The organism is Streptomyces sp. NBC_00435 (genome assembly GCF_036014235.1).
In the GTDB taxonomy this organism is placed as follows: domain Bacteria; phylum Actinomycetota; class Actinomycetes; order Streptomycetales; family Streptomycetaceae; genus Streptomyces.
In genome coordinates this window covers 803,482-829,790 of sequence record NZ_CP107924.1, presented here as the reverse complement: position 1 = coordinate 829,790, position 26,309 = coordinate 803,482, and the positions used below count along the sequence as shown (strand labels likewise).

Annotated in this window: 20 protein-coding genes; 9 read left to right on the top strand and 11 right to left on the bottom strand. The window is 72.3% G+C overall.

The window, feature by feature from the left end:
* Positions 1–8 precede the first annotated feature (8 nt).
* On the bottom strand, positions 9–1,340 hold the full coding sequence (locus tag OG389_RS03645) for an ROK family transcriptional regulator (RefSeq protein ID WP_328296994.1): 1,332 nt from the start codon (positions 1,338–1,340) through the stop codon (positions 9–11).
* A 196-nt stretch (positions 1,341–1,536) separates the two neighbouring features.
* On the opposite strand from OG389_RS03645, the gene OG389_RS03640 reads away from it, so the two are divergent.
* From OG389_RS03640 to OG389_RS03620, 5 genes are all read left to right on the top strand, one after another.
* Positions 1,537–2,853: an ABC transporter substrate-binding protein gene (locus OG389_RS03640; RefSeq protein WP_328296993.1), complete on the top strand. Its 1,317-nt coding sequence runs from the start codon at positions 1,537–1,539 to the stop codon at positions 2,851–2,853.
* 10 nt (positions 2,854–2,863) lie between these two features.
* On the top strand, positions 2,864–3,835 hold the full coding sequence (locus tag OG389_RS03635; RefSeq protein ID WP_328296992.1) for a carbohydrate ABC transporter permease: 972 nt from the start codon (positions 2,864–2,866) through the stop codon (positions 3,833–3,835).
* Positions 3,828–4,706, top strand: coding sequence for a carbohydrate ABC transporter permease (locus tag OG389_RS03630; RefSeq protein WP_328296991.1), 879 nt, complete (start codon positions 3,828–3,830; stop codon positions 4,704–4,706). Before OG389_RS03635 ends, OG389_RS03630 begins: the two co-directional genes overlap by 8 nt.
* Complete coding sequence (locus OG389_RS03625) at positions 4,703–6,082, top strand: GH1 family beta-glucosidase (RefSeq protein WP_328296990.1); 1,380 nt, start codon at positions 4,703–4,705, stop codon at positions 6,080–6,082. The genes OG389_RS03630 and OG389_RS03625 overlap by 4 nt, the downstream gene beginning before the upstream one ends.
* Before the next feature lie 173 nt (positions 6,083–6,255).
* Complete coding sequence (locus tag OG389_RS03620) at positions 6,256–7,173, top strand: NADP-dependent oxidoreductase (RefSeq protein ID WP_328303494.1); 918 nt, start codon at positions 6,256–6,258, stop codon at positions 7,171–7,173.
* A 139-nt stretch (positions 7,174–7,312) separates the two neighbouring features.
* Here OG389_RS03620 and OG389_RS03615 read toward each other — a convergent pair whose 3' ends face one another.
* The 8 genes from OG389_RS03615 to OG389_RS03580 all read right to left on the bottom strand — a co-directional run bounded on the left by OG389_RS03615 (position 7,313) and on the right by OG389_RS03580 (position 20,905).
* Positions 7,313–9,046, bottom strand: a complete 1,734-nt coding sequence (locus OG389_RS03615; RefSeq protein WP_328296989.1) for a discoidin domain-containing protein — start codon at positions 9,044–9,046, stop codon at positions 7,313–7,315.
* A 53-nt stretch (positions 9,047–9,099) separates the two neighbouring features.
* The gene (locus OG389_RS03610; RefSeq protein ID WP_328296988.1) at positions 9,100–10,173 is read right to left on the bottom strand and encodes a DUF1996 domain-containing protein; all 1,074 of its coding nucleotides are present in this window, start codon (positions 10,171–10,173) and stop codon (positions 9,100–9,102) included.
* Between the two features lie 140 nt (positions 10,174–10,313).
* A complete protein-coding gene (locus OG389_RS03605; RefSeq protein WP_328296987.1) occupies positions 10,314–12,497 on the bottom strand; it encodes a discoidin domain-containing protein in 2,184 nt (727 codons plus the stop codon).
* Between the two features lie 352 nt (positions 12,498–12,849).
* The gene (locus OG389_RS03600; RefSeq protein WP_328296986.1) at positions 12,850–15,771 is read right to left on the bottom strand and encodes a poly(A) polymerase; all 2,922 of its coding nucleotides are present in this window, start codon (positions 15,769–15,771) and stop codon (positions 12,850–12,852) included.
* Positions 15,771–17,642 carry an RNA ligase family protein gene (locus tag OG389_RS03595; protein WP_328296985.1) on the bottom strand — a complete coding sequence of 624 codons (1,872 nt, stop codon included), beginning with the start codon at positions 17,640–17,642 and terminating at the stop codon, positions 15,771–15,773. Before OG389_RS03595 ends, OG389_RS03600 begins: the two co-directional genes overlap by 1 nt.
* 116 nt (positions 17,643–17,758) lie before the next feature.
* Entirely contained in the window at positions 17,759–18,424 is a 666-nt protein-coding gene (locus OG389_RS03590) for an NAD(P)-dependent oxidoreductase (RefSeq protein ID WP_328296984.1), read from the bottom strand.
* A 113-nt stretch (positions 18,425–18,537) separates the two neighbouring features.
* A complete protein-coding gene (locus tag OG389_RS03585; RefSeq protein WP_328296983.1) occupies positions 18,538–18,930 on the bottom strand; it encodes a hypothetical protein in 393 nt (130 codons plus the stop codon).
* 232 nt (positions 18,931–19,162) lie between these two features.
* Positions 19,163–20,905, bottom strand: a complete 1,743-nt coding sequence (locus tag OG389_RS03580) for a VanW family protein (protein WP_328296982.1) — start codon at positions 20,903–20,905, stop codon at positions 19,163–19,165.
* Positions 20,906–21,155: 250 nt separating this feature from the next.
* Between OG389_RS03580 and OG389_RS03575 the strand changes: the two genes are divergently transcribed.
* From OG389_RS03575 to OG389_RS03560, 4 genes are all read left to right on the top strand, one after another.
* Entirely contained in the window at positions 21,156–22,196 is a 1,041-nt protein-coding gene (locus OG389_RS03575) for an NUDIX hydrolase (protein ID WP_328296981.1), read from the top strand.
* A 139-nt stretch (positions 22,197–22,335) separates the two neighbouring features.
* Positions 22,336–22,872: an SRPBCC family protein gene (locus OG389_RS03570; protein ID WP_328296980.1), complete on the top strand. Its 537-nt coding sequence runs from the start codon at positions 22,336–22,338 to the stop codon at positions 22,870–22,872.
* A gap of 31 nt (positions 22,873–22,903) precedes the next feature.
* On the top strand, positions 22,904–23,548 hold the full coding sequence (locus tag OG389_RS03565) for a GNAT family N-acetyltransferase (protein WP_328296979.1): 645 nt from the start codon (positions 22,904–22,906) through the stop codon (positions 23,546–23,548).
* Positions 23,549–23,596: 48 nt separating this feature from the next.
* Positions 23,597–24,130 (top strand): hypothetical protein, encoded by a 534-nt coding sequence (locus OG389_RS03560; protein WP_328296978.1) that lies wholly within the window; start codon positions 23,597–23,599, stop codon positions 24,128–24,130.
* 58 nt (positions 24,131–24,188) lie between these two features.
* On the opposite strand, the gene OG389_RS03555 is transcribed toward OG389_RS03560, so the two are convergent.
* Together OG389_RS03555 and OG389_RS03550 are read right to left on the bottom strand one after the other, a co-directional pair.
* On the bottom strand, positions 24,189–25,691 hold the full coding sequence (locus OG389_RS03555; protein WP_443059204.1) for a DEAD/DEAH box helicase: 1,503 nt from the start codon (positions 25,689–25,691) through the stop codon (positions 24,189–24,191).
* Between the two features lie 79 nt (positions 25,692–25,770).
* Positions 25,771–26,265 carry a MarR family winged helix-turn-helix transcriptional regulator gene (locus tag OG389_RS03550; RefSeq protein ID WP_328296977.1) on the bottom strand — a complete coding sequence of 165 codons (495 nt, stop codon included), beginning with the start codon at positions 26,263–26,265 and terminating at the stop codon, positions 25,771–25,773.
* Positions 26,266–26,309 lie beyond the last annotated feature (44 nt).

The following is a 26,309-nucleotide window of genomic DNA, read 5'->3' as shown; positions in this document are numbered from 1 at the left end:
GCGGGCGGTCAGCCGGCGGGTGCGGCCGCCTGTCCGCCCGTCGGCGCCTTGCCGCGGGTCTCCAGGGACGTCTGCCAGCCCGGGGCCTCCGCCGGAGGCCCCGGCGGGGTGCGGCGGCCGCCCGTGGTGAAGAAGGCGGCCAGGGGGAGGGTGGCCGCGCCCACCGTGACGGCGTCCGGGCCCAGTGAGCCCATGTCGATGGTGACCCGGGCGGCCGGGTGGCGCAGGGAGTAGCGCTTCGCGTGCTCCCGTACCGCCGGGAGGATGTGGGCACCGAGCATCAGGCCGGCCCACCCGCCGATCAGGATCCGCTCCGGCTGGAACAGGTTGATCACGTCCGACAGGCCGGCGCCCAGGTACTCGGCCGTCTCGTCGAGCACCTCCAGGGCCACCGCGTCGCCGGAGACCGCCGCCGCCAGCAGTGCGGCCAGGGCGTCCTCCTCGTCCCCCTCGACGGCTCCTCCGCCGCCGCCCCGCTCCGCCCACCGCGCCAGCAGCGACTCCGCGCCCGTGTAAGCCTCCAGGCAGCCCAGCGCCCCGCACCGGCAGCGCCGCCCCCGGACCTGGACCGTGAGGTGGCCCCACTCCAGTGGCACGCCCTCGGTGGTGCCGCCGTCCGGGGAGCCGTCGGTGATCAGGCTCGCGCCGACGCCGGAGCCGAAGAGCACGACCACCGCGTCGCGCGCCCCGCGCCCCGCGCCGAACCACATCTCCGCCTGGCCGAGGGTGCGCGCCCCGTTGTCGATGATGTACGGGACATCGTGAGGGACGGCCCGCGTCTCGCGCAGCAGTGCCTCCAGCGGGACCGCGTCCCAGCCGATGGTCTGGCCGTGGACCACGGTGCCGCCGGGCGCGTCGCGGTCCACGATGCCCGGTACGCCGATGCCGACCCCGAGGAGGCGGTCCGTACCGACCCCGGCCTCCGCGAGGACGGTGGCGATCCCGGTCCGTACGTGGTCGACGATCGGGCCGACGTCGTAGCAGCCGCGCGGTTGCAACGGCAGCTCGGTGCGCGCCAGTTCGGTGAGCGTCAGGTCGAACAGCTCGACCCTGACCCGGGTTTCGCCGACGTCGATGCCGATCATGTGTGCGCTGCCGGGTGCGACGCGCAGCAGCGTACGCGGGCGGCCGCCGTCCGAGTCGACGATTCCGGCCTCCTCCAGCAGTCCGTCCGCGACGAGTTCACCGACCACGTTGCTGACGGACCCTGAGCTCAGACCGGTCGCGGGGCCCAGTTCCTGCCGGCTCATGGGCCCGCCGAAGTACAACCGCTGCAGTACGGCACTGCGGTTGCCCCTTCGCAGGTCCCGTACCGTACGTCCATTGCGCCCCGTGGTCATGTGGCTCCTTCCGCCCTGACATCGATCGCAACATACCCTTGCGCGACCCCTTGACGCGACCCTTTCACGAGGCTTAACTCACGTCCTAAATTAAGGCCTGGAAAGAGCGGAGCCGTCGAGTACCCGGTTGGGGCCGGATGCTCGCACCGTCCACCGGCCTTTCTCCTTCACCCCTGCCGAAAGGGACCGAGCCGCCATGCGCAGAACCCGCGCCGCCGCCGTCACCGCCGTCACCGTCTCCATGCTCGCAGCCGCCACCGCCTGCGGAGGGGGTTCCGCGACCGAAGGGGGCTCGAACAAGTCTCCCAAGGAGATCACCTACTGGGCGTCCAACCAGGGCCCGGACATCGCGGCGGACCAGGCGACGCTCGGCCCGGAGCTGAAGAAGTTCGAGGAGCAGACGGGGATCAAGGTCAAGCTCGAAGTGGTGCCGTGGTCGGACCTGCTCAACCGGATCCTCGCCGCCACCGCCTCCGGGCAGGGCCCGGACGTCCTGAACATCGGCAACACCTGGTCCTCCTCCCTGCAGGCCACCGGGGCGCTCCTGCCCTGGGACGCGAAGAACTTCGACGCGATCGGCGGCAAGGACCGGTTCGTGGACTCGGCCATCGGCTCGGCCGGCGCCGCGGGCAAGGACCCGGCCGCCGTCCCGCTCTACTCGATGTCCTACGCGCTCTACTACAACAAGAAGATGTTCCAGGAGGCGGGCATCGAGAAGCCCCCGGCCACCTGGGACGAGATGGTCACCATCGGCCAGAAGCTGTCCAAGGACGGCAAGTGGGCGCTGGGTGCCGAGGGCGCGAACCTGTCCAACAACATCCACCAGGCCTTCGTCTTCTCCCAGCAGCACGGCGCGTCCTTCTTCGACGCGAGCGGAAAGCCCACCTTCGACACTGCGGAGAACGTCGACGCGGTCAAGCAGTACGTCGACCTGATGGCGAAGGACAGGATCATCGCCCCGGGCAACGCGGAGTACGACAAGAACCAGTCCCTCCAGGACTTCGCCAACGGCAAGACCGCCATGGTGCTCTGGCAGAGCGCGGCCAGCAGTTTCAAGACCCACGGCATGAAGGAAGGCGACTGGGGCACGGCTCCCGTCCCGGTCCCGGCCGGCGGCACCCCGGGCACCGGCAAGAACGTCAACTCCATGGTCGCCGGCATCAACATGGCCGTCTTCAAGAACACCGACAACATCGACGGCTCCCTGAAGTTCGTGAAGTTCATGACCGGCGACGAGGAGCAGAAGCTCCTCAACAAGACCTACGGCTCCATCCCGCCGGTCAAGGCCGCCCAGTCGGACCCCGCCTTCGCCAACGAGGACCTCACGGTACTCCGCAACACCCTCTCCACCAGCGCCGCCCCGCTCCCGCAGGTCCCCGAGGAGTCGCAGTTCGAGACCGCCGTCGGCACCGCCGTCAAGGAGCTGTTCGCCGACGCCGCGGCCGGCCGCGCGGTGACCACCGAGTCGGTCAAGGCGAAGCTCACCAAGGCCCAGCAGCAGATGCAGAAGTGAGTATCCGTCCATGACCTCCGCCACGGCGGGAAGGGTGCGGCGTACCACTGCCCGGGTACGCCGCACCGGGCGCCTGCGCCGCGCCGCCCTGCCCTACCTCCTGCTCCTGCCCGCCCTGCTCTTCGAACTGCTCATCCACCTCGTACCGATGGTGATGGGCATCGTGATGAGCTTCCGGAAGCTGACCCAGTTCTTCATCCGTGACTGGTCCAGCGCCCCGTGGTCGGGCCTCGACAACTACAGCCTCGCCGTGGACATCGACAAGCCCGTCGGCGAGGCGCTGCTGAACTCCTTCTTCACCACCTGCCTGTTCACGCTCCTGTCGGTGGCCCTGTGCTGGTTCCTCGGCACCGCCACCGCGGTGTTCATGCAGGAGACCTTCCGCGGCCGCGGACTCCTGCGCGGCCTGTTCCTGATCCCTTACGCACTGCCCGGCTACGCGGCCGTCATCACCTGGGCGTTCATGTTCCAGCGGGACAACGGCCTGGTGAACCACGTCATCCACGACCAGCTGGGCCTCGGCGGCGCCCAGCACACCTTCTGGCTGCTGGGCGACAACAGCTTCTGGGCCCTGCTGACCGTGTCCGTCTGGAAGGGCTGGCCGTTCGCCTTCCTCATCGTGATGGCCGCGCTCCAGAACATCCCCAAGGACCTCTACGAGGCGGCCGCGCTGGACGGGGCCGGCATCTGGCAGCAGATCCGCCGGATCACGCTGCCCTCGGTCGGCGCCGTCAACCAGGTACTGATCCTGGTGCTGTTCCTGTGGACGTTCAACGACTTCAACACGCCGTTCGTGCTGTTCGGCAAATCGGCCCCCGTGGCGGCCGACCTCATCTCCATCCACATCTACCAGTCCAGCTTCGTGACCTGGAACTTCGGCACCGGCTCGGCCATGTCCGTCCTGCTGCTGCTCTTCCTGCTGCTGGTCACCGCCGTCTACCTGTTCTTCACGACGCGGGGACGGAAGGAAGCCGATGCCTGACCGCAGCCGCCGCCCCCGTACGAAGTCGCCGCTCGACCCCCCGATCTCGTTCAAGGTCGTCCGCGCGGTCTTCCTCACCCTGCTGGCCGGATTCGTCGCGCTGCCCGTCTACGTGATGATCGCCAGCTCCCTCAAACCCCTCAAGGACGTGGCCGGACAGTTCCGCTGGATACCCAGCGGGCTCACCGTCCGCCCCTACATCGACATCTGGCACACGGTCCCGCTCGCCAAGTACTTCGTGAACTCGCTGATCGTCGCGGGAGCCGCCACGGCCTGCTCCGTCGTCGTCGCCGTCTTCGCGGCCTACGCGGTCAGCCGCTACCGCTTCCGCGGCAAGCGCCTGTTCACGGTGACCGTGCTCTCCACCCAGATGTTCCCCGGGATCCTCTTCCTGCTCCCGCTGTTCCTGATCTTCGTGAACATCGGCAACACCACCGGGATCGCACTGTACGGATCCCGGGGCGGGCTGATCCTCACCTACCTCACCTTCTCCCTCCCCTTCTCCATCTGGATGCTCATCGGGTACTTCGACTCGGTACCCCGCGACCTCGACGAGGCCGCCACCGTGGACGGCTGCGGTCCCCTCGGCGCGCTCTTCCGCGTCGTGATCCCCGCCGCCGTACCCGGCATCGTCGCGGTGGCCGTCTACGCGTTCATGACCGCGTGGGGCGAAGTGCTCTTCGCCTCCGTCATGACGAACGACGCCACCCGGACCCTCGCCGTCGGACTGCAGGGCTACTCCACGCAGAACGACGTGTACTGGAACCAGATCATGGCCGCCTCGCTCGTCGTCAGCATCCCCGTCGTCGCCGGATTCCTGCTGCTGCAGAGGTACTTGGTGGCCGGACTCACGGCAGGAGCCGTCAAATGACCCTTTCCGAGACCCGTTTCGAAACCGCCCGAGACTCGATCGACCTCGCCGCCCTCCCGCGCGACTTCGTCTGGGGCACCGCGACCTCCGCCTACCAGATCGAGGGAGCCGTGGCCGAGGACGGCCGCGCCCCCTCCATCTGGGACACCTTCACCCGCGTTCCCGGCGCCATCGACGGCGGGCACACCGGCGACACCGCCTGCGACCACTACCACCGCTGGCGCGAGGACATCGGCCTGATGCGCGGGTTGGGCACCAACGCCTACCGGCTCTCCGTCGCCTGGCCGCGCGTCGTGCCCGGCGGCGACGGCCCGGTCAACGCCAAGGGCCTCGACTTCTACGACCAGTTGATCGACGGCCTGCTCGCCGCCGGCATCGAGCCGTCCGTCACCCTCTACCACTGGGACCTGCCGCAGGCCCTCCAGGACCGGGGCGGCTGGCCCGAGCGGGCCACCGCCGAGCACTTCGCCGCGTACGCCGGAGTCGTCGCGGAACGCCTCGGCGACCGGGTCACCCAGTGGGCGACCCTCAACGAGCCGCTGTGCTCGGCATGGATCGGCCACCTGGAGGGCAGGATGGCCCCCGGCTGGACCGACCTGACCGCGGCCGTCCGCGCCTCCTACCACCTGCTGCTCGGCCACGGGCTGGCCGCGCAGGCCGTCCGTGCCGCAGCACCCGGCGCGCAGATCGGCATCGTCAACAACCTCTCGACCGTCGAGCCGGCCACCGACAGCGACTCCGACCGCGCGGCCGCCCGCCGGATGGACGGCCACGTCAACCGCTGGTGGCTCGACCCGGTCCACGGCCGCGGCTTCCCCGCCGACATGCGGGAGGCCTACGGAGTCGACCTCCCCGAGCGGCCCGGCGACCTCGAGACCATCGCCGCCCCGCTCGACTGGATCGGCCTGAACTACTACTTCCCGCAGGTGGTCACCGCCGACCCGCACGGTCCCGCCCCCTACGCCCGGATGATCGACCGCCCGGGCGTCCCGCGCACCGGCATGGACTGGGAGGTCGACGCCGGCGGCCTGGAGGCCCTGATCATGCGGCTTGCCGAGGAGTACGGAGCCCAGCGCATCCTCATCACCGAGAACGGCTCCTCGTACCCCGACACCGTCGCTCCCGACGGCAGCGTCCACGACCCCGAACGCACCGCGTACCTGACGGCCCACCTGGCCGCCTGCGCCCGCGCGGCCCGCCGCGGCGCACCGCTGGCCGGCTACTACGCCTGGTCCCTCCTCGACAACTTCGAATGGGCCTACGGCTTCGACAAGCGCTTCGGGCTGGTCCACGTGGACTACGACACGCAGGTGCGCACGGTCAAGAGCAGCGGACACCACTACGCCGACGTGATCGCCGCCCACCGGGCACTGTAGGCACCGGCTCCCCGCCCTGCGCCCCGCCTCCCCGGGTCCGCTCCGCCGCGCCGCGCCCGCCCGTCCTCCCCGGGCGGGCGCGGCCTTTCGTGGTGGGATGGAGAAGGGGCACACACCGGACACCACCGGTTCACGGAGAGGCGAGGGCGATGTCCGAACACGCAGAGGGCACCATGCGGGCGATGACGTACGAGACGTACGGCGGGACGGAGGTGCTCTCCGAGACCCGGCTCCCCGTGCCCAAGGTCGGCCCCGGCGAGGTCCTCGTGCGGGTCCGGTACGCCTCCGTCAACCCCGTCGACTGGAAGATCATGGCGGGTGGGCTCGACGGGCTCATGGACGTCGTGTACCCGGTCGTGCCCGGCTGGGACGTGGCCGGAACCGTGGAGTACGTCGGCATCGACACCCCCGAGTTCACGGCCGGCGACGAGGTCGTCGCCTACGCCCGCAAGGACTACGTGCACGGCGGTACCTTCGCCGAGTTCGTCACCGTGCCCGTACGGGCCCTCGCGCCCAAGCCGGCCTCCCTGAGCTGGGAGCAGGCCGCGGGGTTGCCCCTGGCCGGCCTCACCGCGTACCAGCTGCTGACACGCCTGGAGACGGGCAAGGAGGACACCGTGCTCGTGCACGGCGCCGCGGGCGGCGTCGGCTCACTCGGCGTCCAGATCGCGCGCGCCCTCGGGGCCCGGGTCATCGGCACCGCCTCCGCGCGCAACCACGACCGGCTTCGGGAGCTCGGCTGCGAACCCGTCGAGTATGGGGACGGACTCGCCGGCCGGGTCCGCGACCTGGCTCCCGACGGGGTCACCGTCGTCGCCGACTTCGTCGGGGGAGTCCTCGACACCACCCTGGAGGTACTGGCCGAGGGCGGCCGGCACGCGTCCATCGCCGACCACACGGTGCTCGGCGCCGGGGGCCAGTGGATGTGGGTCCGGCCCGTCGGCGCGGACCTGGCCGAGCTCGGCCGGCTGGCCGACGCCGGGCAGCTCACGGTCACGGTCGCCGAGTCCTTCCCGCTCGCCGACCTGGCGGCCGCCTTCGCGCTCAGCCAGGCCGGCCACACCGCGGGGAAGATCGTCGTCGAGCTCTGAGCGGAGCCCGCCGGTTCCATTCGAAGACCCTGCGCGCCGCCCCGGACCCGCTCCCGGTCCCGGTCCGGTGGACGTGACCGCGCGCCGCCCGGGTCAGGTTCGGGCGGCGCGCGGAGCGTGCGGAGCGTCGGGCCAGGGATCAGGCGTAGACGCCGAAGTGGAACAGGGAGTACCCGTAACCGGTGCCCCGCTGGGTCAGTGCGAGGCGCACGTACCGGCCCGACGCGGAGATGTCGAAGTCGTCGATGCCCCCGTCCCCGGTCGAAGTGGCGTAGGCCGTACGCCAGTTCTGGCCGTCGTCCGACACCTGGATGGTGTACGCCTTCCCGTACGCCGTCTCCCACACCAGCTGCGCGTGCTTCAGCTGCTTCACCGAACCCAGGTCGACCTGGAGCCACTGGGCGTCCGACCAGGTACTGGCCCAGCGCGTGGCGTCGTTGCCGTCCGTGGCCAGATGCGGACCACAGGGGCAGCCGCCGTACCCGTCGTTCTGGTAAGTGGAAGCGGTCGTCGGCCGGTTCAGCGCGACGTTCGTCCCCGAAACCGGCGGCGGAACCACCTTCACCGAGCGCTGCTCGACTCCCACGTTGCCCCGGCCGTCCTTCACCTTGACGTAGAGCTTCCACGCACCGGTCTTCGCCGGGGCCGTGACCTTGAGCGTGCCGTTGCCCAGGTTCGTCGACGGCACGGAGATCAGGCCGTTGCCCCCGTCGACGTACTTGCTGCCCCACAGGACCTCGTACGCGAGCTGGTCGCCCTCGGGGTCGGTCGCGGGAGCCTGGACCGTCACCTCCTTGCCGGCCGGGACGGCGCCCGGGTCGGGGACGGACGGGACCGAGACGGTGGGCGGCAGGTTGTCACCGGCCGTGCTGCCGGCGTACGCGCGCTTGACCGCGTAGTACATCTTGCGGCGCTCGCCGGCCGGGGTCAGGTTGAACCAGTGACCGCCGAAGTCGTACTCGGTTCCGTAGTGGAAGACCGTCGCGCCCAGCGCCACCCCCCGGTGGCCCGTGACGCAGTTCCAGGCGTTGGTGTAGCCGTCCGCCTTGGCCTGGTCGCCGGGCTCCAGCGGGACGCCGTTCGCGTCGTTCGGCACCTCCCACTCACCCGCCGGACCGGTCTCCGTGATGATGTAGGGCTTGGTGTAACCACCCTGCTCCCAGGCCTGCTTGACCCCGCAGGCCTCCTTGTAGGAGTTGACCGCGTAGAGGTCCAGGTCGGGCGAGTTGCGCTTGTAGTACGTCCAGGCACCCACCCACGCGTCGGTGGAGGTGACCGGGTGGTTGGCGTCGATGCGGTGGATGGCCTTCGCCACGTCGTTCACGAACGTCGTGTACGCGCCCCGCTGGTTCTCCAGCTCCGTGCCGCTGTAGCAGTTCTGCAGGCCGAGCACCGACTCGTTGCCGACGTTCCACATCAGCACGGCCGGGTTCTCGCGGTAGGCCTGCACCCACTTGGTGAACTCGGTCAGCATGTTGTTCTTGTACGTCGTGTCCGTGACGTAGTTCGTGCAGCCGCCGCTGCCCGGACCGCCGCCGGGCTGCAGCCAGAAACCGGCCACGACCTTGATGCCGTTCGCGGCGGCGGCGTCGAACAGCTGGGCGCTGCTCCCGTCGGTGCCCCAGGTGCGGATGGTGTTGGCGCCCAGCGACTTCACGTCAGGGAGCAGGCGTGCGGCGTCGGCCGGGGAGGGACCCCAGGTGACGCCCTTGACGAGGTACGGAGAACCGTTGACGGTCAGCTGCCAGTTGCCCTGGGCGCCGGTCACCTTGACCACGCTGCCGGCGGCTTGCGCCGGGCCCGCGGGGACGAGGGTGACGGCGCCCGCGAGCAGGGCGGCGGTGGCGACGGTGCTGCGCATGCGGGAGAGCATGCAGGAACCTCCTTGGGAGGGTGTGGGGGTGCGGATGCGGGTGCGGGGATCCGTTACGGGAGGCGGTAGTCGGGGCCGAGTACGGCGCCGGCGGCCGGGTGGGTCTCGTCGTAGCCGCGGGCGTTGCACTGGAGCCCGCCCTTGATGCAGTGCTCGACGAGGGCGTTCAGGGTCCGGTCGTCCCACGCGTTGAAGAAGTCGTAGTGGAACGTGTGGCCGGACCCGCTGGAGAGCCTGACCTGCGACATGTCACCGCTGACCGGGAACGCCATCTTGAACTCGACCATCGGGACCGCGACCGGGTGGTCGGCGGGGCAGACGTTGTCGTTGTTGCCGGGCTTCACCACCGGGTAGGCCATGTGCGCCTTGTGGTCCGGGGTGTCCAGGTTCCTTCCGTCCCAGCAACTGGGTGACTGCATGCGGATGTTGAGCTGGGAGCCGGCCGGGCAGTTCGCCGGGAACTCGGTGTTCTTGAAGCTGTCACCGCACTCCCATCCCTCGACCCAGCCCTTGTGGCCGCGGAACTCGGCCGCCGTCTGCGTCGGGCTGCCGACGACGAACCGCAGGCCCTTGGGGAAGGGGCGCACGCTCGTGTAGTCGGTGACCCCGGTCTTGTAGTAGATGACTTGCGGTCCGGTGGGCAGGATCTTCTGGTTGCCGTTGTAGAGCGAGGGCATCCAGTAGCCGGACAGGTCGCCGACCGCGTTGCAGGCCGTGCCGCCGGCGCTCAGCGAGGCGGTGGTGCTGTTGGCGTCCGTGCCGGTGTTGCCCATGAAGGTGTGGTCGTGCGAGGCGCCGGGCCGGCCCGCGTAGACGATCGGGTCGTCCGGGGCGGTCCTGCTGACCGAACAATTGGCCTGGAACTCGTGGAAGTAGCGGTCCGGCGGGTTGTTCCAGGACGAGGTCACACCGGTGACCTGCGGAACGGCCGGGATGTAGCCGTCACCGTCGGGGTCGTCGCCCCCGGCGACCGCCGCCACGGCGGAGTGGTCCATGTTCATGTGGACGTCGCCGGAGTCGGGCGAGGCCTGCGCGGTGAGCGCGGTGGCGCCGAGACCGGCTGCCGCGGTCACGGCGACGGCCGCCGAGACCAGGAGGGCGGACAGGGTCCGCGGTCGGAGATTCATCGTTCAGCTCCTTCTGGGGGGTGGGAGAGCCCGTGAGCGTCCGGGAGGGCCCGGGAGGGCATGGGAGAGCGCTCTCTCGGATGTCCCGGAAAACGCGGGGCGACCGGTGGTCGCCCCGCGAACCGGGGGTCAGGGGTTGATCAGGGGAAAGAGACGACGGTGGACGGGGTGGTCGACGTACCCGACGTCGCCGCGCCCGTGTTGTTGATGACGTGCTCGTACTGGCCGTTGCCGCCGAGCGAGACCACGAGGAGGTCGTGGAACTTCACGCCCGGCTTCACCGGGACCTCGAAACCGTGGTCCTGACGGATCGTCGGGTCGACGTTGTAGTAGCAGTAGCTGCCAAGGCCCCAGCCCTCGTGGGTGTTGACCGAGTCGGCGACCTTGTAGGCGGCGAACCCCTTGACCGAACCGTTCTGGACGGCGGCCTGGTTGGGGGCGTCGTACGACTTCTCGTTCTGGAAGAAGATCGTGCGTCCGCGCTCGCCGTTCCACTCCACGTCGTACTTGTTGAAGTGCTCCACGAACAGGCCGGTGGCCAGTACGTCGTCACCGTTGACGCGGAACCCGTAGTCGGAGCGGTTGGTCTCCCAGCCCACCCCGTCGCCGTGGTCGGCGCGCCAGATCCAGGTGTGGTCGACGATCGTGTCGTGGTTGTTGATCACCATGCCGGCCGTGGCCTTGCCCGCGCCGGCGCCGCCGACCCGGATGAAGACGTCCTGGACGGTGGTCGGGTTCGCCCCGTGGTCCGTGGTGGTGCCGGCCGGGCCGACCTCCAGCAGGGTGGGGGAGTTGACCTGGCCCGCGTCGATCAGGAAACCGGCGAGCTTGACGCCGTCGACGTCGGCGACCTTCATCGCCGTCACCCCGTTGTCCGGGATGACGGTGGCCAGGCCCAGGCCCAGTACGACCGTGTCGGCACGGTTGACCTGGATGGGCTGGTCGACGTGGTAGACGCCCGGGGTGAGGAGCAGGTGCAGGCCCTGGGCCAGCGCCTGGTTCATCGTGGCGGCGCTGGTGCCCGGCTTGGCCACGTAGAACTGGCTGAGCGGGATCGAGGTGCCCTGCGGGGTGCCGTTGCCCCAGGAGGTGCCGCGGGCGTTCACGCGCTTGGCCGGGACGAAGACCTTGTACTCGGAGCCGTCCAGGTAGAGGAAGGGCTTCTCGCGGGAGACCGGGGTGGTGTCGAGCGTGGTGTAGCGCGGCTCGGGGAAGCCCTGTGCGGGCGCTCCGACGGTGCCGGAGAAGACCTGGTTCCAGACTCCGTTGGACCAGCCGCCGATAGAGCTGTCGCGGGTGTACCACTGCTGCTGCGAGTAGTTGCCGACCTGGCCGTCGATCCTGGAGTCGGCGATGAAGCCGCCCGAGGACCAGCCGTAGCCGGACGGGGCCAGGTTGAGGCCGCCCTTCACGTGCATCCGGCGGAACGGTGCGGCCTGCGAGACGGCCCAGCGGTCGGTGCCGTTGACCGGGTTGAGCGCCAGGTTCTCGGCCGAACGCCAGAAGTTCTGGGTGGCGTTGCCGCCGAACCAGCCGGCGTCGACCGTCACGTCACTGTTGATGGTGGTGTCGTCGGGGTTGAGGCCGAGTCCGGAGATCGAGGTGTAGAAGCCGATCTGGGCGTTGAGGCCGTTGTAGGTACCCGGCTTGAACAGGAACTGGTAGCGCCCGGAGCCGAACTGGGCCGACTCCTGCTGGGCGAAGACCTGGTCCAGCCTGGCCTGGATGTTCGGGGTGGAGGGATCGAAGACGATCACGTTGGGGCCGAGGTCGCCGCCGCCGGGCAGCTGCGGGCCGGTCCCGCCGGTCGTCCCGTACACCTGGAACTCCCAGAGCGAGTAGCCGTATCCGGTGGTGCGCTGGGTGCCGTACACGCGGACGTAGCGGGCGGTGCCGGTGATGTCGTGGGTCTGGACCCCGCCGGTGGAGTTGGCCGTGGAGTAGGCCGTGGACCAGTTGGTGCCGTCCGTGGACAGCTCGACGTGGTAGGCCTTCGCGGCCGCGGTCTCCCAGCGCAGGACGACCTGGCTCAGCTGGGCGGCGGCGCCGAGGTCGACCTGTATCCACTGCGGGTCGGCGAACTGGCTCGACCAGCGCGTGCCGTTGTCGCCGTCGACGGCCGCGGAGGCGGGCGTGCCGGCGCCCTCGACGGAGGAGGCGGTGGCGGGCTTGCCCTGGGAGAGGAGCGTGGGCGCCGCGGTGGCGGCGGTGCTCGGGAGGAGCACGAGGAGGGCCGCGACGAGTACGGCGGCGAGGGACGCGACGGTCAGCCGTGCGGGACGTCCGTGCCGTGGGCGCGGCGGACGATCGGAGAGGAGGGGCATGCGGGGCTACTCCTGACGTTGTGGATCCGGGGGGATCGAAGCGTGAGTGAACTGCCCTGCGCGGAGGCCGTCAAGGGTTTGAACGTTCATGAACTGAAGATCCAATGAGGTGTCAAACACGCATCAGGCCTGTGAACTTGGAGTTTCTTCAATCCTTGTGAAAAGTATTGACGAAAAAACTTCACAGATCTCTACTGATGTTCTGACCGCTCCGTCTCGCCGTGCCCGCTGTGGCGGGACGGAGCCTTGGTCAGGAATCTTCGGCACGTTCGGAGAATGGGGCCCGATGCCTGGGCAAGTGGTGTGCTGTGTTCGTTACTTGTCGTCGTGGACGACAGTGGTGCGGCGATCGTCAGGAGAGGTCGGGGACTTCGCCACCGGCCGCCCAGGTCACTTCGGTGCCGGGAACGGTTGCCGACCAGGGGCCGCCGAGGCCGGCCAGGACGGTCGCGTCGGGCGGTGTGGGGCCGAGGCCGATCGCGTAGCGGGCCAGGGTCGCCGTCCGCTCGTAGGGTCGGGGCCAGGCGTGCGCCTCCGCGCAGCCCGCCTCCTCGAGGGCGCCGAGCAGGGAGCGGAGCCGGCCGCGCGTCCGGCCGAGGTTCTCCTCGAAGTCCGCGGGCCGGGCCCCCGTCACGGTGACGACGGCCCAGGCGGCGTGCCAGCGGTGCAGGGGCGGACCGGCGACGGGGAACTCCCGCCCGGGTTCCTCCTCCAGCGCCTCCCACGCGGCGTACAGCTCCCGCGCCAGCAGGTCGGCCATGCCTGAACCGACCTGGGTGGTGCAGCTGCGAACCGGCGCGGAGGGCGTGAGCACCGTGACAGGGTCCGCACCACTGACCGGGAACGCGGTCGCATACGAAACCTGGTCGGCTCCGGCTCCGATTCCGGCTCCGGCCGCGGCCGCGGCCGTGGGGGCGGGCGTCGGGCTCGGAGGAAGAGGCAGCGTCACCGGGGTGCGCCAGTCCCAGGCGGCCCAGGCGGCGAAGAAGGCACGCAGCAGGGGGCCCGGGGAGAGGCCGGGGACGGCGCGTACCGTGCGGGCCGCCATGACGGACCAGGCCAGGCCCGGCAGGCCGCCGAACGGTGCCGAATCCAGACCCCGGGACCGCGCCCAGGCCTTGACCTCGCGCGCCAGTCGGGCGAAGGCCGCCCACTCCGGGCCCGCGAACTCCCGTACCGCATCGGCGTCGCTCACCGCGCTCAGCGCCACCGCCGCGCCCTCGCCGATCCGGGTGCGCAGGGCCACCGCCCGGTCGGGTGGCACCGGCCCGGTGGCGACCAGCACCAGGTCCACGTCCAGCCCGGCCGTGCGCAGTCGCAGCCCGGGTACCCGCGCTCCCGTCACCTCGCGGAGCCCCTCCGCCTCCGGGAGCGCCCAGGCGATGCGCGCCCGTACCTCCGCGAGGGCGACGGCTCCGGGCAGCGCGGCCACCAGGTCCAGGTCGGCGTCCGGCAGCGCACAGCCCATCCGCCGCGAGCCCACCACGTGCACGACCCCCTCGGGCAGCGCCGCCGCGATCCGGGCCGTGACCGACTCGGCGCCGGCCGCCGGGGCGGCGCCGGGGCGCAGCGGTTCCGGTGCCCAGTGGATCTGCCCGGCCCCGAGCTCTACCGTGGCCCGGACCTCCATCGGGCCGTCCCCGCGCCGGGACAGTACGGCGAGCGAGTCCACCCGGGCCTCCCGGCCACCGCCCAGCCGCGCCGCGATCCGCTGTTCCACACGGAGGGGATCCGCACTGCGGCCCAGCGTCAGGTGCGGGGTGTAGCTCTCGCCCCGGCCCCGGCAGCCCGGGAACCGTGCCGTCAGCGCCCGTCGCAGCTCCTGCCACGGGGCCTCGTCAGCTGCCGCCGGATCGAGCCACAGGGTGGGGCCGAAGCTGTGCAGGCCCTCCAGTCGCGCCGTGAACCCGGGGGTCCGCGAGGCCACTTCGGCCAGCAGGGGCAGCGCCGCCCCGAAGGAGGACTCGGGGACGAAGCCGAACAGCAGGTTCACGTGCGCGGGCCAGCGCTCCGCCTGCGGATCGTGCTCCTGCCGCACCGCCTCCACCGCCGCGTCGTACGGCGCCAGCCATGCCACGGCCGTCCGCGCGGTCGCCGGGGCGTCCAGCACCGCGTGCCCGTGGGCGCCGACCCCGCAGTCCCCGTCCGCCGCCGGCCCGAAGTCCAGTGCGGCCTCGACCCCGTAGTGGTCGGAGATGAAGAGTCCTTGCGCGGAGGGAGAGTTGCCGCGGAGTCCGGCCTGTGCCACCCGGGCCCGCGCCGATCGCAGGAGGATCCGGTCGATGCGCCCGGGCCGCCCCGACAGCGATCCCACCGCCGCGAGCGGATTGGCGACGGGATCGAAGGTCGGCGTCCGGTCGTCCGCCCCGTGCGCCTCGTTCCACGCGTCCCGCAGCCCCAGCAGCGCCGCTGGACCCCCGGGTCCCGACCGGCCGTCGTTGAAGTCGCCGAGAAGGGCCACATCGCCCGCCTCCACGGCGGCCAACCCTGCGGCCAATTCGGCGAGTTCGACGGACCGCCGGTCGTGCCCCCGCTCCGTGTGGTCGCTCGTCAGGTGCGTGGCCGCGACCACCAGCGGGCCGCCGGCGGTGTCCACCGTCACGGCGATCACCGCCTTGTGCGGACCGAGCGCGTGGACGCCCGCCTCCCGCACCGGCAGCCGGCTCAGCAGCAGCAGTCCGTTCTGTGCCACGTCCCGCCCGCCGGGATCGGCGGCGATCGTGTACCCGGCCCGTACCCACGGCTCGGCGAGGAGCATGCCGAGCAGCTCCCGTTCCACCTCCTGGAGCGCGATCACGTCGGCGTCGGCCGCTGCCAGGTCGGCCAGCAGCAACGGCCTGCGCAGAGCGGTCGCGATGCGCGGGGAGTCGTAGCGGTCCCAGAGGGTGTTCCAGGTCAACAGTCGTACCCGTGAAGGGGCTTCGGTTGGCGTGCGCCCCTCCGGCGCCCGGCGCCAGGCGCCCTCGCCCGCCGGGTCCCATGCGTAGGGGGTCCGCGCGGTGAAGAACGGCGCCCGCAGCAGCCTCGGGTCGTGGACCCGCCCGGCCGAGGTGGCGTCGAGGGTGTCGACACCCGTCGCCCGGTCCCAGACCAGCTCGCCGTCGGCCTCCACGAACAGCACCCGGTGCCAGGGGATGTCGCCCCCCGGCACGAACGACGGCAGCGGTACCCGCTTCGGCTCCGCACCACGCTGCAGCAGCCCCAGCGTGAACCGGGCGGGGTCGAAACGGGAGTCCCAGCGGACCTGGTGGTAGAGCTCCTCGCTGGTGCGCATCAGCCGTGGTCCTCGCTCGTCGCCGGCGCCGGTATCGGCAGCGGTATCGACTGCGGAATCGACAGCGCGATCGGCGTCGCCGGGGCGATCCCACCCGCGGTGTCCTCCACGGCTCCGCCCGCTCCGATGTACCAAGTGCGGTGCGCCTCACCCGGATACGGGGGAGCGAACCGGCGCAGTTGAGAGCTCAGCACCTCCGCCGGTACGGGGTGCGCGCGGGTGGTGTTGCGGCGCAGCAGCTCCGTGTCCCGGACCAGCACCACCGCGTGCGTCACCAGCGCGTCGCGCCGCCGGGCGACCGCGCCGGCCAGCCCGCGCTGGTGCGCCGTGAGCGAGGTCGCGTCCCACACCACCGTGCCCCCGCGTCCCGCGGCCGCGGCCAGCGCGGAGTCCAGCCGGTCCAGGCCCTCGCGGAGCACGTCCGCGTTGTCCCGCTGGTTCGAACGGGAACCCCGCGCCGTGCGCAGATCGTCCAGAGAGATGTACGTCTCCACGCCGGGCAGGTTCCGGGCGTACGTGCTCTTCCCGCTGCCCGAGGGCCCGCAGAGCTGTACCAGACGGGGGAAGGAACCGTCCCGCCACCGCCAGGTCGCGGCCACCGCCGCCTCGGCACCGATCAGCCTGCCCTGGCCGTACGCCTCGCGCGCCTCGGCCCAGCAGCGGTCGGCCACGTCACTGGCGCCCTGGCCGATGCCGTCGCCGATGCCGGCCGCGGCCAGGGCCGCCCGAAGGCCGGACCGCAGCGGCTCCAGCGGAGCGGTCCCGAGCAGGCCCGCCTCCTCGGCGTACAGCGCCGACCACTCGACGCACTCGACGGCCCCAGCGGCCGCCTCGGCGGACCCGGCACTCCCGCGGACCGCCCCCGCCAACGCATGCAGTACCCCCAGGTCGGCGGCCTGCGTCAGCCGTACCAGCCCGGCCCGCCGCTCCGCGTCCGGGTAGGGGAACGGCTTGCGCAGCGCCGGGTACAGCCCGACCAGGTCCGCGACCAGCCGTGCGGTGGCCATCCCGAGCGGCCCGGCGGCAAGCCGCGCCGCGAGTCCGGACCGCGGTACTCCGTGCAGCGCGGCCGCCAGCAGTCCGGCCAGCCGTTCCTCGCCCGACCGGCGTATGCCCAACCCGTCGATGCGGCCCGCCACTTCGGCGACGGTTTCCTCGACGCCGGCCACCGCCCCGGCATCCGCCGCACCCACGGCGCGCAGGAGCGCGGCCGTGTCCGGCTCCGCGCCCGACCGTACGTCCCACAGCGCGGCCGCCGGCCCGAGGCCGTTCGGAACCACCTGCGCGTACATCCAGTGCGTGTCCGTCCGCACGTGGCCGCCCCGCACCCACTTGGCCACGTGCCGTCCGAAGTCGGCCCGGTCGAAGCCCGCCACCGTGCGGACGACGTAGCCCTCCTGCCGGGTGGTGTCGAGCCGGAGCCCGCGCAGGGCCCGTTCGTCGAAGACGCCCCGCCAGAGCACGCGCGGTCCGGGCACTCCGAGGCCGCGCAGGAACCGCACCGTGCTGTCCCAGTCCAGGCAGCGGTCGCCGTCCCACACCGAGAACCCGTAGAACCACGAGTCGAGTTCCCCGTAGGGGAGCGAATGGCGGGCGTACACGTTCTCGCCGCACACCCGCCAGCCCGCCGGGATCCCGGCGCCGATACGGCTCTGCAGGCCCTTCACCCAGGCCCGCGACGGGTGGTGGCCCGAGTCGAGGGACCGTGCGTGCAGGCCGTCCGCGTAGAGGGTGGTGTTCTCCCCGTCGAGCTTCTCCGTGACCACGACCTCCTGCCCGGCCAGCGCCCCAGGTCCGGTGGTCCGTACGTCGTCGGAGGTCGCGCCCGGGGACCACGGCAGATGCGGGGTCCGGGGGTAGGGGGTGCGCATGGTCCGCTCCTGCTCGACGGGGGGTGGTGCCCGGTCACTTTAGGTAGGCGGCATACGGTCGGACCAGCGAATATTCCTCAGGACCCGGTCTCGGCACCCGGTCTCGGCACCCGATGTCAGTACCCGATGGTGAACCGCCTGCCCGCGTGTGCGTCGCGCTCGATCTCGTCCACCAGCGCGACGGCGTAGTCCTCCGTGGAGATCAGACTGCGGCCGTCGTCGTCCACGATCAGGTCGTCGAGCCCCAGCCGGTACGTCCCCGTCCGCGTACCCGGCTCGATCCGCGCCGCCGGGCTGAGGTTGGTCCAGTGGACCTCGTCCACCGGAACGGTACGCAGGAAGTCGAGGGCGTCCCCGTGGGCGTGCATGACGGCGAGGACCGGCTCCGGGATTCCGGCCTCGTCCCACACCATCGGTCCGCCGGGGGTGCGCAGCGAGCCCGCGCCGCCGACGGTGATGACGCGGGGGCGGGGGCCGTCCGCGCCGATCGCCTGTACGCCGCCGATCAGCGACTTGGCGGCGCCGACGAGGGCGCCGGGATCACCGGACCCCGGCCCGAACGCACTCACCACCACGTCCTGACCGGCCGCCGCCTCGGTCACGGACGCGGGGTCGAGGACGTTGCCGCGTACGACGGCGATGTCGGCGACGCTGGCTTCGGACTCGGAGAAGTGTGCGGGATCCCGTACGACGGCCGTGACCTGGTGCCCGCGCCCGAGTGCTTCGTGGAGCACCCGGGATCCGATGGTGCCGGTCGCGCCGAAGAGAGCGATCTTCGCCATGGCGACTCCTGGGGGGTGGAGGCTGGGGGGACTCCGGTCGGGGTCCGCCGGGCCCCATCCAAGCGAATTCCGCCGCCCGCGCCCGGCAGCGCCACGCGGTCATTGGCCCCCGGTCAGTGACACAGCGCGACGATGGCCGGGTCCACCGTCCCCCGGGCCGCCGCGCACAGCGGTGCCATGTCGTACGTACGGTTCGGCGCGGGCCGTGGCCTACGGGCCTTCGCCGCCGGGGCGGCGGCGGGCGCGGCCGCGGGTTTCCCCGGCCCGGTGCGCCGGGGCCGCTCGGGCCGGGGCCGCGGTGGGACGCGCTTCGCCCTGCCCCGCTCCGCGCCGGCGGGCGCGGGTGCGGCGGGCGCGGGCGCGGGTGCGGCCGCCGCACCGCCGGGAGCGACGGCCGCCTCCGGTCCCGGAACCGGATCCGGATCAGGCGCGAGCGGCGGCAGCGTCCCCAGGGGCGCGGCCTCGACGGCCGGCAGGGGCGCGGCCGTCCACACCTGCGTCGGCACCGGCCGTGAAGCGGAACGGGGCCCCGACCCGGACTCGGACCCTGACCCGGGCATGCTCCCCGGACCGGTCGGACGGACGGTCACACACCCGGCCGTCATGGCCAGTGCGACAACGATCAGGGGCAACCACGGTCCCCGGCGCGACTCCATCCGCCCACCCTGCCCCACGCGGGCCCGCACCCTCGCACGCGCTCACCCGCACGGGTGGTTCCGGCACTACGGTGGCGGTCGCTCAGCCGCAGGTCACGCTGTCCCTGGGGGTGTAACGGGTCTTCATCGTCTCCCGTTTGACCTCCTGGCCGCCCTTCACGAACACCCGGTCGACGGCCACGTCGAACCCCTCCAGAGGGGACTGCGGTTCGCACTTCGGTCCGGTGTCCGTGCGCGTGGCGGGCGGCTTGACGTTCGTACGCGGGCCCTTGGCCGCGCGGATCTCGTCGTAGCGCTTCGTCCCCAGGAAGGTGATGGTGATCGAGGTGTCGGTGGCCTCGGCCTGGACGTACAGGGCCTTGCCCGAGTCGTTGGTGAAGCGCAGGTCCAGGCTGCCCCAGGCGACGGTGGCCTCGCGGCCCTCCGGGTAGCGTTCGATGTAGAAGGAGTGCGCCCCGTACTCGACGGGCTTGACGCCCGCGAAGAACATCGCGTTGAAGACGGTGGTGGCGACCGCCGAGACCCCGCCGCCCGAGGCCTTCTCGTACTGGCCGTTGTTGATGATCAGGCCGTCGACGAAGCCGTTCTCCTTCGTGCGCTCGCCGACCCGGCGGTTGAAGCTCCAGGTCTCGTCGGGCAGCACGAGCGAGCCGTCGATCAGCTCGGCGGCCCGCCCGATGTTGGTCGTACGGTACGGGGCCTTCTCGAAGTCGACCGTGAAGGAAGACACCTTCTCCCTGAGGCCCAGCTCCTCGACCGTGCCAGCGGACAGCTTCGGCCGGACCTCCTCCGTGGCGACCTCGGCCGTGCGCTGCGCGACGCCCGTCCGCGTCAGCAGCGGGAGCACGGCGGCGGTGAGGCCGCTCTCGCCGACCGTCCGTCCGGCCCGGCCCTCCTCCGCCACGGAGACACGGCCGGCGGAGTCCGTGCGCAGTTTCGCCTCGACCGGGCCCGGTGCGGCCCGGCGCAGCGGGCCGGCCAGTTCCGGGTCGGCGAGCAGGGACTTGGCGTCGAGGGCGGGCGCGAGACGGTCCTGGCCGTCGTCCTTGAAGGTGAGGTGCTTGGCGAGGACGGCGGGGCCGACGGGTACGCGCTTGCCGCCCACGGTGAGGGTGACGGGCGCGGACACCGCCGGGCGCGCGAGCTCCCTCAGGACCCGCTCCGTCTCCTGCTGCCCTATCCGGGGCTCCGAGCGCCGCACGGGGAGTTCGACGGGCTCGTCCGCGGCCCGGGGGTAGGCGGAGCGCAGTACGTCGAGGGAGCCGTCGACGTCGAGGGCGGTACCGGTGACCGGGGCCACGGCCTTGGCCTCGCCCTTCTCGAAGACGACCGAGCCCTCCCTGGCCTCCTGCCCGGTCTTCGATCCGATGCCGTCCAGGGCGGTGCGCGCCGTCCTCTCGTCGAGCCGGACCACCGGTTCGACGTCGGGATCGCCGGGGGAGAAGAGCCTGCCGATCACGGTGAGCGGGCCGGAGCCGGAGCGGGCCGCCCGGTCGGCCGTGGCGCCCGTGTCCAGGGACAGGCCCAGCGTCGCCGGCTGGGCGCGCTCGGTGCGCTCGCCGATCCCCAGCCCCAGCGGGGCCGCGGCGGCCGGGCCGAGGCCGCGGTCCAGGGCCTGGCGGGCCTCGGCCCGGCTCATCCCGCCTATGTCGACGCCGCGCACCTTCGTGCCGGCGGCGACCTCGTCGCCGGCCAGCAGCAGACCGGCGGCGTACAGCCCACCGAAGCCGAGTACCGAGGCGCCGCCGGCCACGCCCGCGACTCCCGGGCCGGTCCACCGCTTGCCGGTGGCCGTCCGGGTGTCCGTACGGGGTGCGCGTCGCATGCCCGGGTCTCTCCTCGCTCCGGTGACGTGGTCGGACCGGCGGTTTCAACGCCGCCAGCCCGCCCTGGGAACGTAGCAGGATCCGTGTAACCAGGTAATAAGGAGGTATAGGAGTGGCAAAGGACGGAAGTGTCGATCGCCGTAACCCGGGGGCCGTCCGCCCTGTTGCACAGGCGGCGGGTCCGCCCACGGTGACGCCCCCCACGGTGAACGCCCCCACGGTGAACGTCCCTACGGTGAATGGAGTCCGATGCCGCAGCTGACCGACGAGGCCGTGACCGAGGACGCGGGCGGCGGCCCGGCGGCCCCGGATCCGGGCACGTGGATGACCCCGGAGGAGTACGGGGCCTCGCGCGCCTCGCTCTGGACCGGCGCGGTCGTCCTCGTCACCGACGCCGACGGGCGCGTCCTCGTCCAGAGCGTCGACTACCGTCCCGACCGGCTGCTGCCCGGCGGCGCGGTGGACGCGGGCGAGGCGCCGGCCGCGGCGGCCGCCCGCGAGATGTACGAGGAGCTGGGCATCGAGGGCCGCTACCCGCGCGGCCTCGCCGTCGACTGGATCCCCGCCGACACGCCCGGGATGCCGCCCGGCATGCGCTTCCCCGGCGAGATCCTGCACGTCTTCGACGGCGGCACCTGGACCCGGGAGCGGATCGCATCCGTCCGCCTTCCCGCTCAGGAGATCACCGGGATCCACTTCGCCGAACCGGCCGAGCTGCCCGCCCTGATGGACGCGGGCGACGCCCGTCGCGCACTCGCCGCCCTGCGGGCCCGGATCAACGGAGGCGGCACCGCCCTGCTGGAGGACGGCCGCCCCACCACCCCCACCGCCCTGGACCGCCTCTGCGTCCTGCGCAGCCCCCGCGACCCGCTGCACGGCACCTGGCACACGGCCGCGCCCCCCGCGCACCTGCCGCTGCGGGAGGCCGCGGGCTGGCTCTTCGCCCCCGACGGGCGCGTGCTGCTGCTCATCTCCCACGCCACCGGACGGGCCCACCTGCCGTCCCCCGCGGCCGGCCCGGCCGCGGGCGCGATCCCGCTCGGGTACCGGTACGCCGGCCAGGGCGCCCATCCGCGCACCGCGGCCCGGCTCACCGCGCTGCCCGCCGGCCGGGACCCGGCGTACGCCCGGCTGCTGGCCACCCCCGAACAGGTCCGCGAGCTCAGCGACTGGGGACCGGCCGGCCACGAGGAACTCGCGGCCGTCCATGCCGCCCGCGGTCGCCTCTCACTCCCGGCCCCGCCCCGCACCCCGCCGACGGAACTTCCGCCGGAGGGCTGCCGCTGGTGAACGCGGCCCGGGCACAGGACCGGCCCGCGGCCCGCCGCCGCCCCGGCCCGCCCCCGTACCTCCGCGGAGCGGCCGGGCCGGGGGAGCGGAGCGCGGCTCAATCCCCGGTCCGCGCCCCGTGGTCCCGCAGCATGGGGGGATGAGCGAGACTGCGATCACCTACACCGTCTACGTCCAGGCCGACCCCGAGCGGGTGTGGCAGGCCCTGACCGAGCCCGCGTTCACCCGCCGCTACTGGGGGCTCGACTTCGAGACCGACTGGCGGGTGGGGTCGACGATGGACTGGGTGGAGCGCGGGGCGCGGACCAGCGATCCGGAGCAGGTGGTGCTGGAGTGCGTGCCGAACCGGCGGCTCTCGTACACCTGGCACACCTTCACCCCGCAGTGGGCGGCTTCCGCGGGCATCGGCGAGGAACTGCGGGCCGCGCTGGCGCGCGAGCGGCGCACGAAGGTCACGTACGAGATCGAGCCGGTCGGTGACACGCTCGCGCGACTGACCGTCCTCCACGAGGGGTTCGAACCGGGCGGCACCCTCATCGGCATGTGCGGGCGCGCCTGGCCGATGCTCGCGTGCAGCCTCAAGACCCTCCTGGAGACCGGCGCCCCCCTGCCGGAGCAGGGCCACGCGCACGAAAGGGGTTCCGGCGGATACGAGTCCCCCGAGCCCCGTGTCTGAGACCCCGACCCGCTGAAGCAGGATCGACCTCATGGAACTCGCCGAAATACTGGACGCGGCCGCCGCCGGCCGTTTCCCCACACCCGACGGCACCACCACCGTCGTCCCGCAGCCGAGCCCCCGTGATGCCGGAGTCCTCGCCTTCACCGCACACTCCGTGATCTTCACCGACGAGGACCCGGACTGGGTGCGGTCCGCGCTGGCGGCCATCGACTGCGACAGCCTGGCCGCCACCATGAACCCGCGCTTCCTCGCCGCGCTCCTGGACCGCACCGGCCGGTCCCACGACACCACCGACCTGCTCACGGTCGCCGACCCGCTGCCGGGCGGGCCCGCCCTGGAGCTCCGGGAGATCGAGGACCCCGACCACCCCCGGGTCCGCCGGGCCCGCGTGCGCCGTGACGGCGTACGGGTCTGGGCGATGCCCGCCGGCGGGGGAGTACTCGTACTCGGCCGCGGCGTGGCGGGCCGCTGGGAGACGGCCGTCGAGGTGGACGAGGCGGCCCGACACCGGGGCCTGGGCAAGGAACTGGCGCGAGCCGCACGCCACCTGGTTCCGGACGGGGCGCCCGTCTGGTCCCAGCAGTCCACCGGCAACTCGCGCAGCATCCGGGCCTTCCAGGCCGCCGGTTACCGGCCGGTCGGCGCCGAGGCCCTGATGCTGGCCCGACGGTGACGGCACCCTGACAACCCGACGTTCACCGGTGTCGTGTGGAATGGCGGCATGGGGAGAAGCGAGTACCAGATGCGCCAGGGCGGCCCGACGGGCCCGACCGAAGGGTTCCCGGCGGTGGGCGAGCCGCCCGAGCACTGGCGGTACGCACGGCATTTGGAGTCCCTGGCCGCCGCCTCCGGTCAGCCCGCGGAGGCCGAGGCCGTGGCCGCGGTGCTGCGCGATCCGGACCCGGTGATGGCCGAGAGCGCGGTCGTCACGCACCTCGACCGGCGGGCGCCCGGGCTCCTGGCCGACGAGGCCTTTCCCGCCTGGGCGCAGGCCGTCGGCGCCGCCATCGGCGGCCGCACCTTCGCTGCCCGCAGGCTGCGCGAGTGGATTCTGCTGAAAGCCGTCACGCGCGGCGAACCCTGGTCCGCCGATGAGCTGCTCGCGGCCTCCGACTGGTGTCAGCGCACGGCGGCGCAGTCGCTGGACGCGGACGAGGCGCTGCGGCTGCTCGCCGCGGCCGCCCGTACCCGCCGGGTCCGGAACACGGCGGCCCAACGGCTGTTGCGGCGGGCCGCGGCCGACCTGGTGCTGTGACCGGAAGGGTTCACCGGGTCACCGCACCGGTGCCTCCGACCGGTCGGCCCGCCACCCGCTACTTCGTGCCCCGTCGCACCCGCGCCGCCGCACGGGCCTCGGCGGCCTGCCGGGCCTCGATGGTCTTGCGGGACTCCTTGCCCTTGCCGGGCCGCCCCGGGCGGGTACCGATCCCGCGGAAGCCGAGGTCCGAGCCCGAGGGCCGGCCCTTGGCGTCGGTCGCCGCCGCTCCGGCCAGCGGTACGCCGGAGGGGGCCTTGGCGCCGGTGATCCGGCTCAGCGCGGCCTCGCCGGAACGGACCTGGGTGATGGTCGGCCGGATCTTGGCGTCGGCCATCAGCCGGACGATGTCGCGCCGCTGGTTCGGGGTGACCAGGGTGACGACCTTGCCGGACTCGCCGGCCCGTGCCGTGCGGCCGCCCCGGTGCAGGTAGTCCTTGCTGTCGGCCGGCGGATCCACGTTGACCACGAGGTCGAGATCCTCGATGTGGATGCCGCGCGCGGCGACGTTCGTCGCGACCAGGACGTTCAGCAGCCCGTCCTTGAACTGCCCCAGGGTCCGGGTGCGCTGCGGCTGCGACTTCCCGCTGTGCAGCCCCTCGGCCCGTACGCCCATGGCGCGCAGGTGCTTCACGAACTGGTCCACCCCGTGCTTGGTGTCCAGGAACATCAGCACCCGGCCCTCGCGCGCGGCGATCTCGGTCGCGGCCGAGACCTTGTCGGCGGCGTGGATGTGCAGCACGTGGTGGTCCATCGTGGAGACCGATGCCGACTGCGGGTCCACGGAGTGGCCGACCGGGTCCTTCAGGTACCGCTGGACCAACTGGTCCACGTTGCGGTCGAGGGTGGCCGAGAACAGCATGCGCTGGCCCGCGTGGTGCACCTGGTCGAGGATCTCGGTGACCTGTGGCATGAAGCCCATGTCGCACATCTGGTCGGCCTCGTCGAGGACCACGATCTTCACGCGCTCCAGGTGCACGTCGCGCCGCCCGATCAGGTCGCTGAGCCGCCCGGGGGTGGCCACCACGATCTCGGCTCCGGTGCGCAGCGCGCCCGTCTGCTTGCCGATCGACAGACCGCCGACGACCGTGGCCATGCGCAGCTGCAGGGCCTGCGCGTACGGGGCCAGGGCCTCGGTCACCTGCTGCGCCAGTTCGCGCGTCGGTACGAGGACCAGCGCGAGCGGCCGCTTCGGATCGGCCTGCTGGCCCGCCGTACGGGCGAGCAGGGCCAGGCCGAAGGCGAGCGTCTTGCCCGAGCCGGTGCGCCCGCGGCCGAGGATGTCGCGGCCCGCGAGGGAGTTGGGGAGGGTCGCCGCCTGGATGGGGAACGGCTCCGCCACCCCCTGGTCGGCCATCGTCTTCACCAGCTCAGGGGGCAGACCGAGCTCCGAGAAGGACTCCACCGGCGGCAGTGCCGGCGTGGTCGTCCGGGGCATTGAGTACTCGCCCTGGGGGCCGAGGGTCCGCGGGGTCTTCCCGCCGCCCTTCGCACCACCCTTCGGGCCTGCCTTGGCTCCGGCTTTGATGCCGAAGCGCCCATGAGCCGACGGGTTCTTCATGCAGAACCTTCCGTGAGACGTTCGAGATGTTCGAGCGCGCGACGTGACAGTCGCGAAAAGACAAATTTTACCATCGGGGCTAGGGCGCCAGGGGCCCGAGCTCGGAGGCCCGCACCCGGTCCAGATGGGCGGTGACCTCGGCCGTCGCGCGCCCGAACCAGTCGGCGATGACGGCGATCTCGTCGGGGGTGTACTCGGCGAACACCGCGCCGAGCCGGGCGTAGAAGGGCTCGTAGACGGCGAAGACGCGGGCGGCGGCGGCCGGGTCGGCGACGACCCGCACCCGGCGCCGGTCGGCGGGGTCGGGCTGGCGGCTCGCGTAGCCGGCGCGCTCCAGCCGGTTCAGGACTCCGGTCACGGCTCCCGTGGTGAGGTTGGTGAGCTCGGCGAGGTCGCCCGCGCCGAGCGGGTTGTCCCCGGCGCCCAGGACGTGGCCCAGGCAGGTGAGGTCCGTGACGTTCAGTCCCAGGAGCTGCGCCACCTCCTGCTGGCCGAGGATGCCGAGGGCGACGTACCGGTCCATGCGCGCGAGCGCCTCCTGGACCGTGGCCGCGGGGCGGGGCTTGCCCTGCACGCGGATACTCCTTAGCATCTAAGTAACTTAGCTCGTGAGATAAA

Bases quoted from the DNA above. Each gene is read 5' to 3' on its own strand.
- OG389_RS03645 (WP_328296994.1), bottom strand. From the start codon at position 1,340: ATGACCACGGGGCGCAATGGACGTACGGTACGGGACCTGCGAAGGGGC.
- OG389_RS03640 (WP_328296993.1), top strand. From the start codon at position 1,537: ATGCGCAGAACCCGCGCCGCCGCCGTCACCGCCGTCACCGTCTCCATG.
- OG389_RS03635 (WP_328296992.1), top strand. From the start codon at position 2,864: ATGACCTCCGCCACGGCGGGAAGGGTGCGGCGTACCACTGCCCGGGTA.
- OG389_RS03630 (WP_328296991.1), top strand. From the start codon at position 3,828: ATGCCTGACCGCAGCCGCCGCCCCCGTACGAAGTCGCCGCTCGACCCC.
- OG389_RS03625 (WP_328296990.1), top strand. From the start codon at position 4,703: ATGACCCTTTCCGAGACCCGTTTCGAAACCGCCCGAGACTCGATCGAC.
- OG389_RS03620 (WP_328303494.1), top strand. From the start codon at position 6,256: ATGCGGGCGATGACGTACGAGACGTACGGCGGGACGGAGGTGCTCTCC.
- OG389_RS03615 (WP_328296989.1), bottom strand. From the start codon at position 9,046: ATGCTCTCCCGCATGCGCAGCACCGTCGCCACCGCCGCCCTGCTCGCG.
- OG389_RS03610 (WP_328296988.1), bottom strand. From the start codon at position 10,173: ATGAATCTCCGACCGCGGACCCTGTCCGCCCTCCTGGTCTCGGCGGCC.
- OG389_RS03605 (WP_328296987.1), bottom strand. From the start codon at position 12,497: ATGCCCCTCCTCTCCGATCGTCCGCCGCGCCCACGGCACGGACGTCCC.
- OG389_RS03600 (WP_328296986.1), bottom strand. From the start codon at position 15,771: ATGCGCACCAGCGAGGAGCTCTACCACCAGGTCCGCTGGGACTCCCGT.
- OG389_RS03595 (WP_328296985.1), bottom strand. From the start codon at position 17,642: ATGCGCACCCCCTACCCCCGGACCCCGCATCTGCCGTGGTCCCCGGGC.
- OG389_RS03590 (WP_328296984.1), bottom strand. From the start codon at position 18,424: ATGGCGAAGATCGCTCTCTTCGGCGCGACCGGCACCATCGGATCCCGG.
- OG389_RS03580 (WP_328296982.1), bottom strand. From the start codon at position 20,905: ATGCGACGCGCACCCCGTACGGACACCCGGACGGCCACCGGCAAGCGG.
- OG389_RS03575 (WP_328296981.1), top strand. From the start codon at position 21,156: ATGCCGCAGCTGACCGACGAGGCCGTGACCGAGGACGCGGGCGGCGGC.
- OG389_RS03570 (WP_328296980.1), top strand. From the start codon at position 22,336: ATGAGCGAGACTGCGATCACCTACACCGTCTACGTCCAGGCCGACCCC.
- OG389_RS03565 (WP_328296979.1), top strand. From the start codon at position 22,904: ATGGAACTCGCCGAAATACTGGACGCGGCCGCCGCCGGCCGTTTCCCC.
- OG389_RS03560 (WP_328296978.1), top strand. From the start codon at position 23,597: ATGGGGAGAAGCGAGTACCAGATGCGCCAGGGCGGCCCGACGGGCCCG.
- OG389_RS03555 (WP_443059204.1), bottom strand. From the start codon at position 25,691: ATGAAGAACCCGTCGGCTCATGGGCGCTTCGGCATCAAAGCCGGAGCC.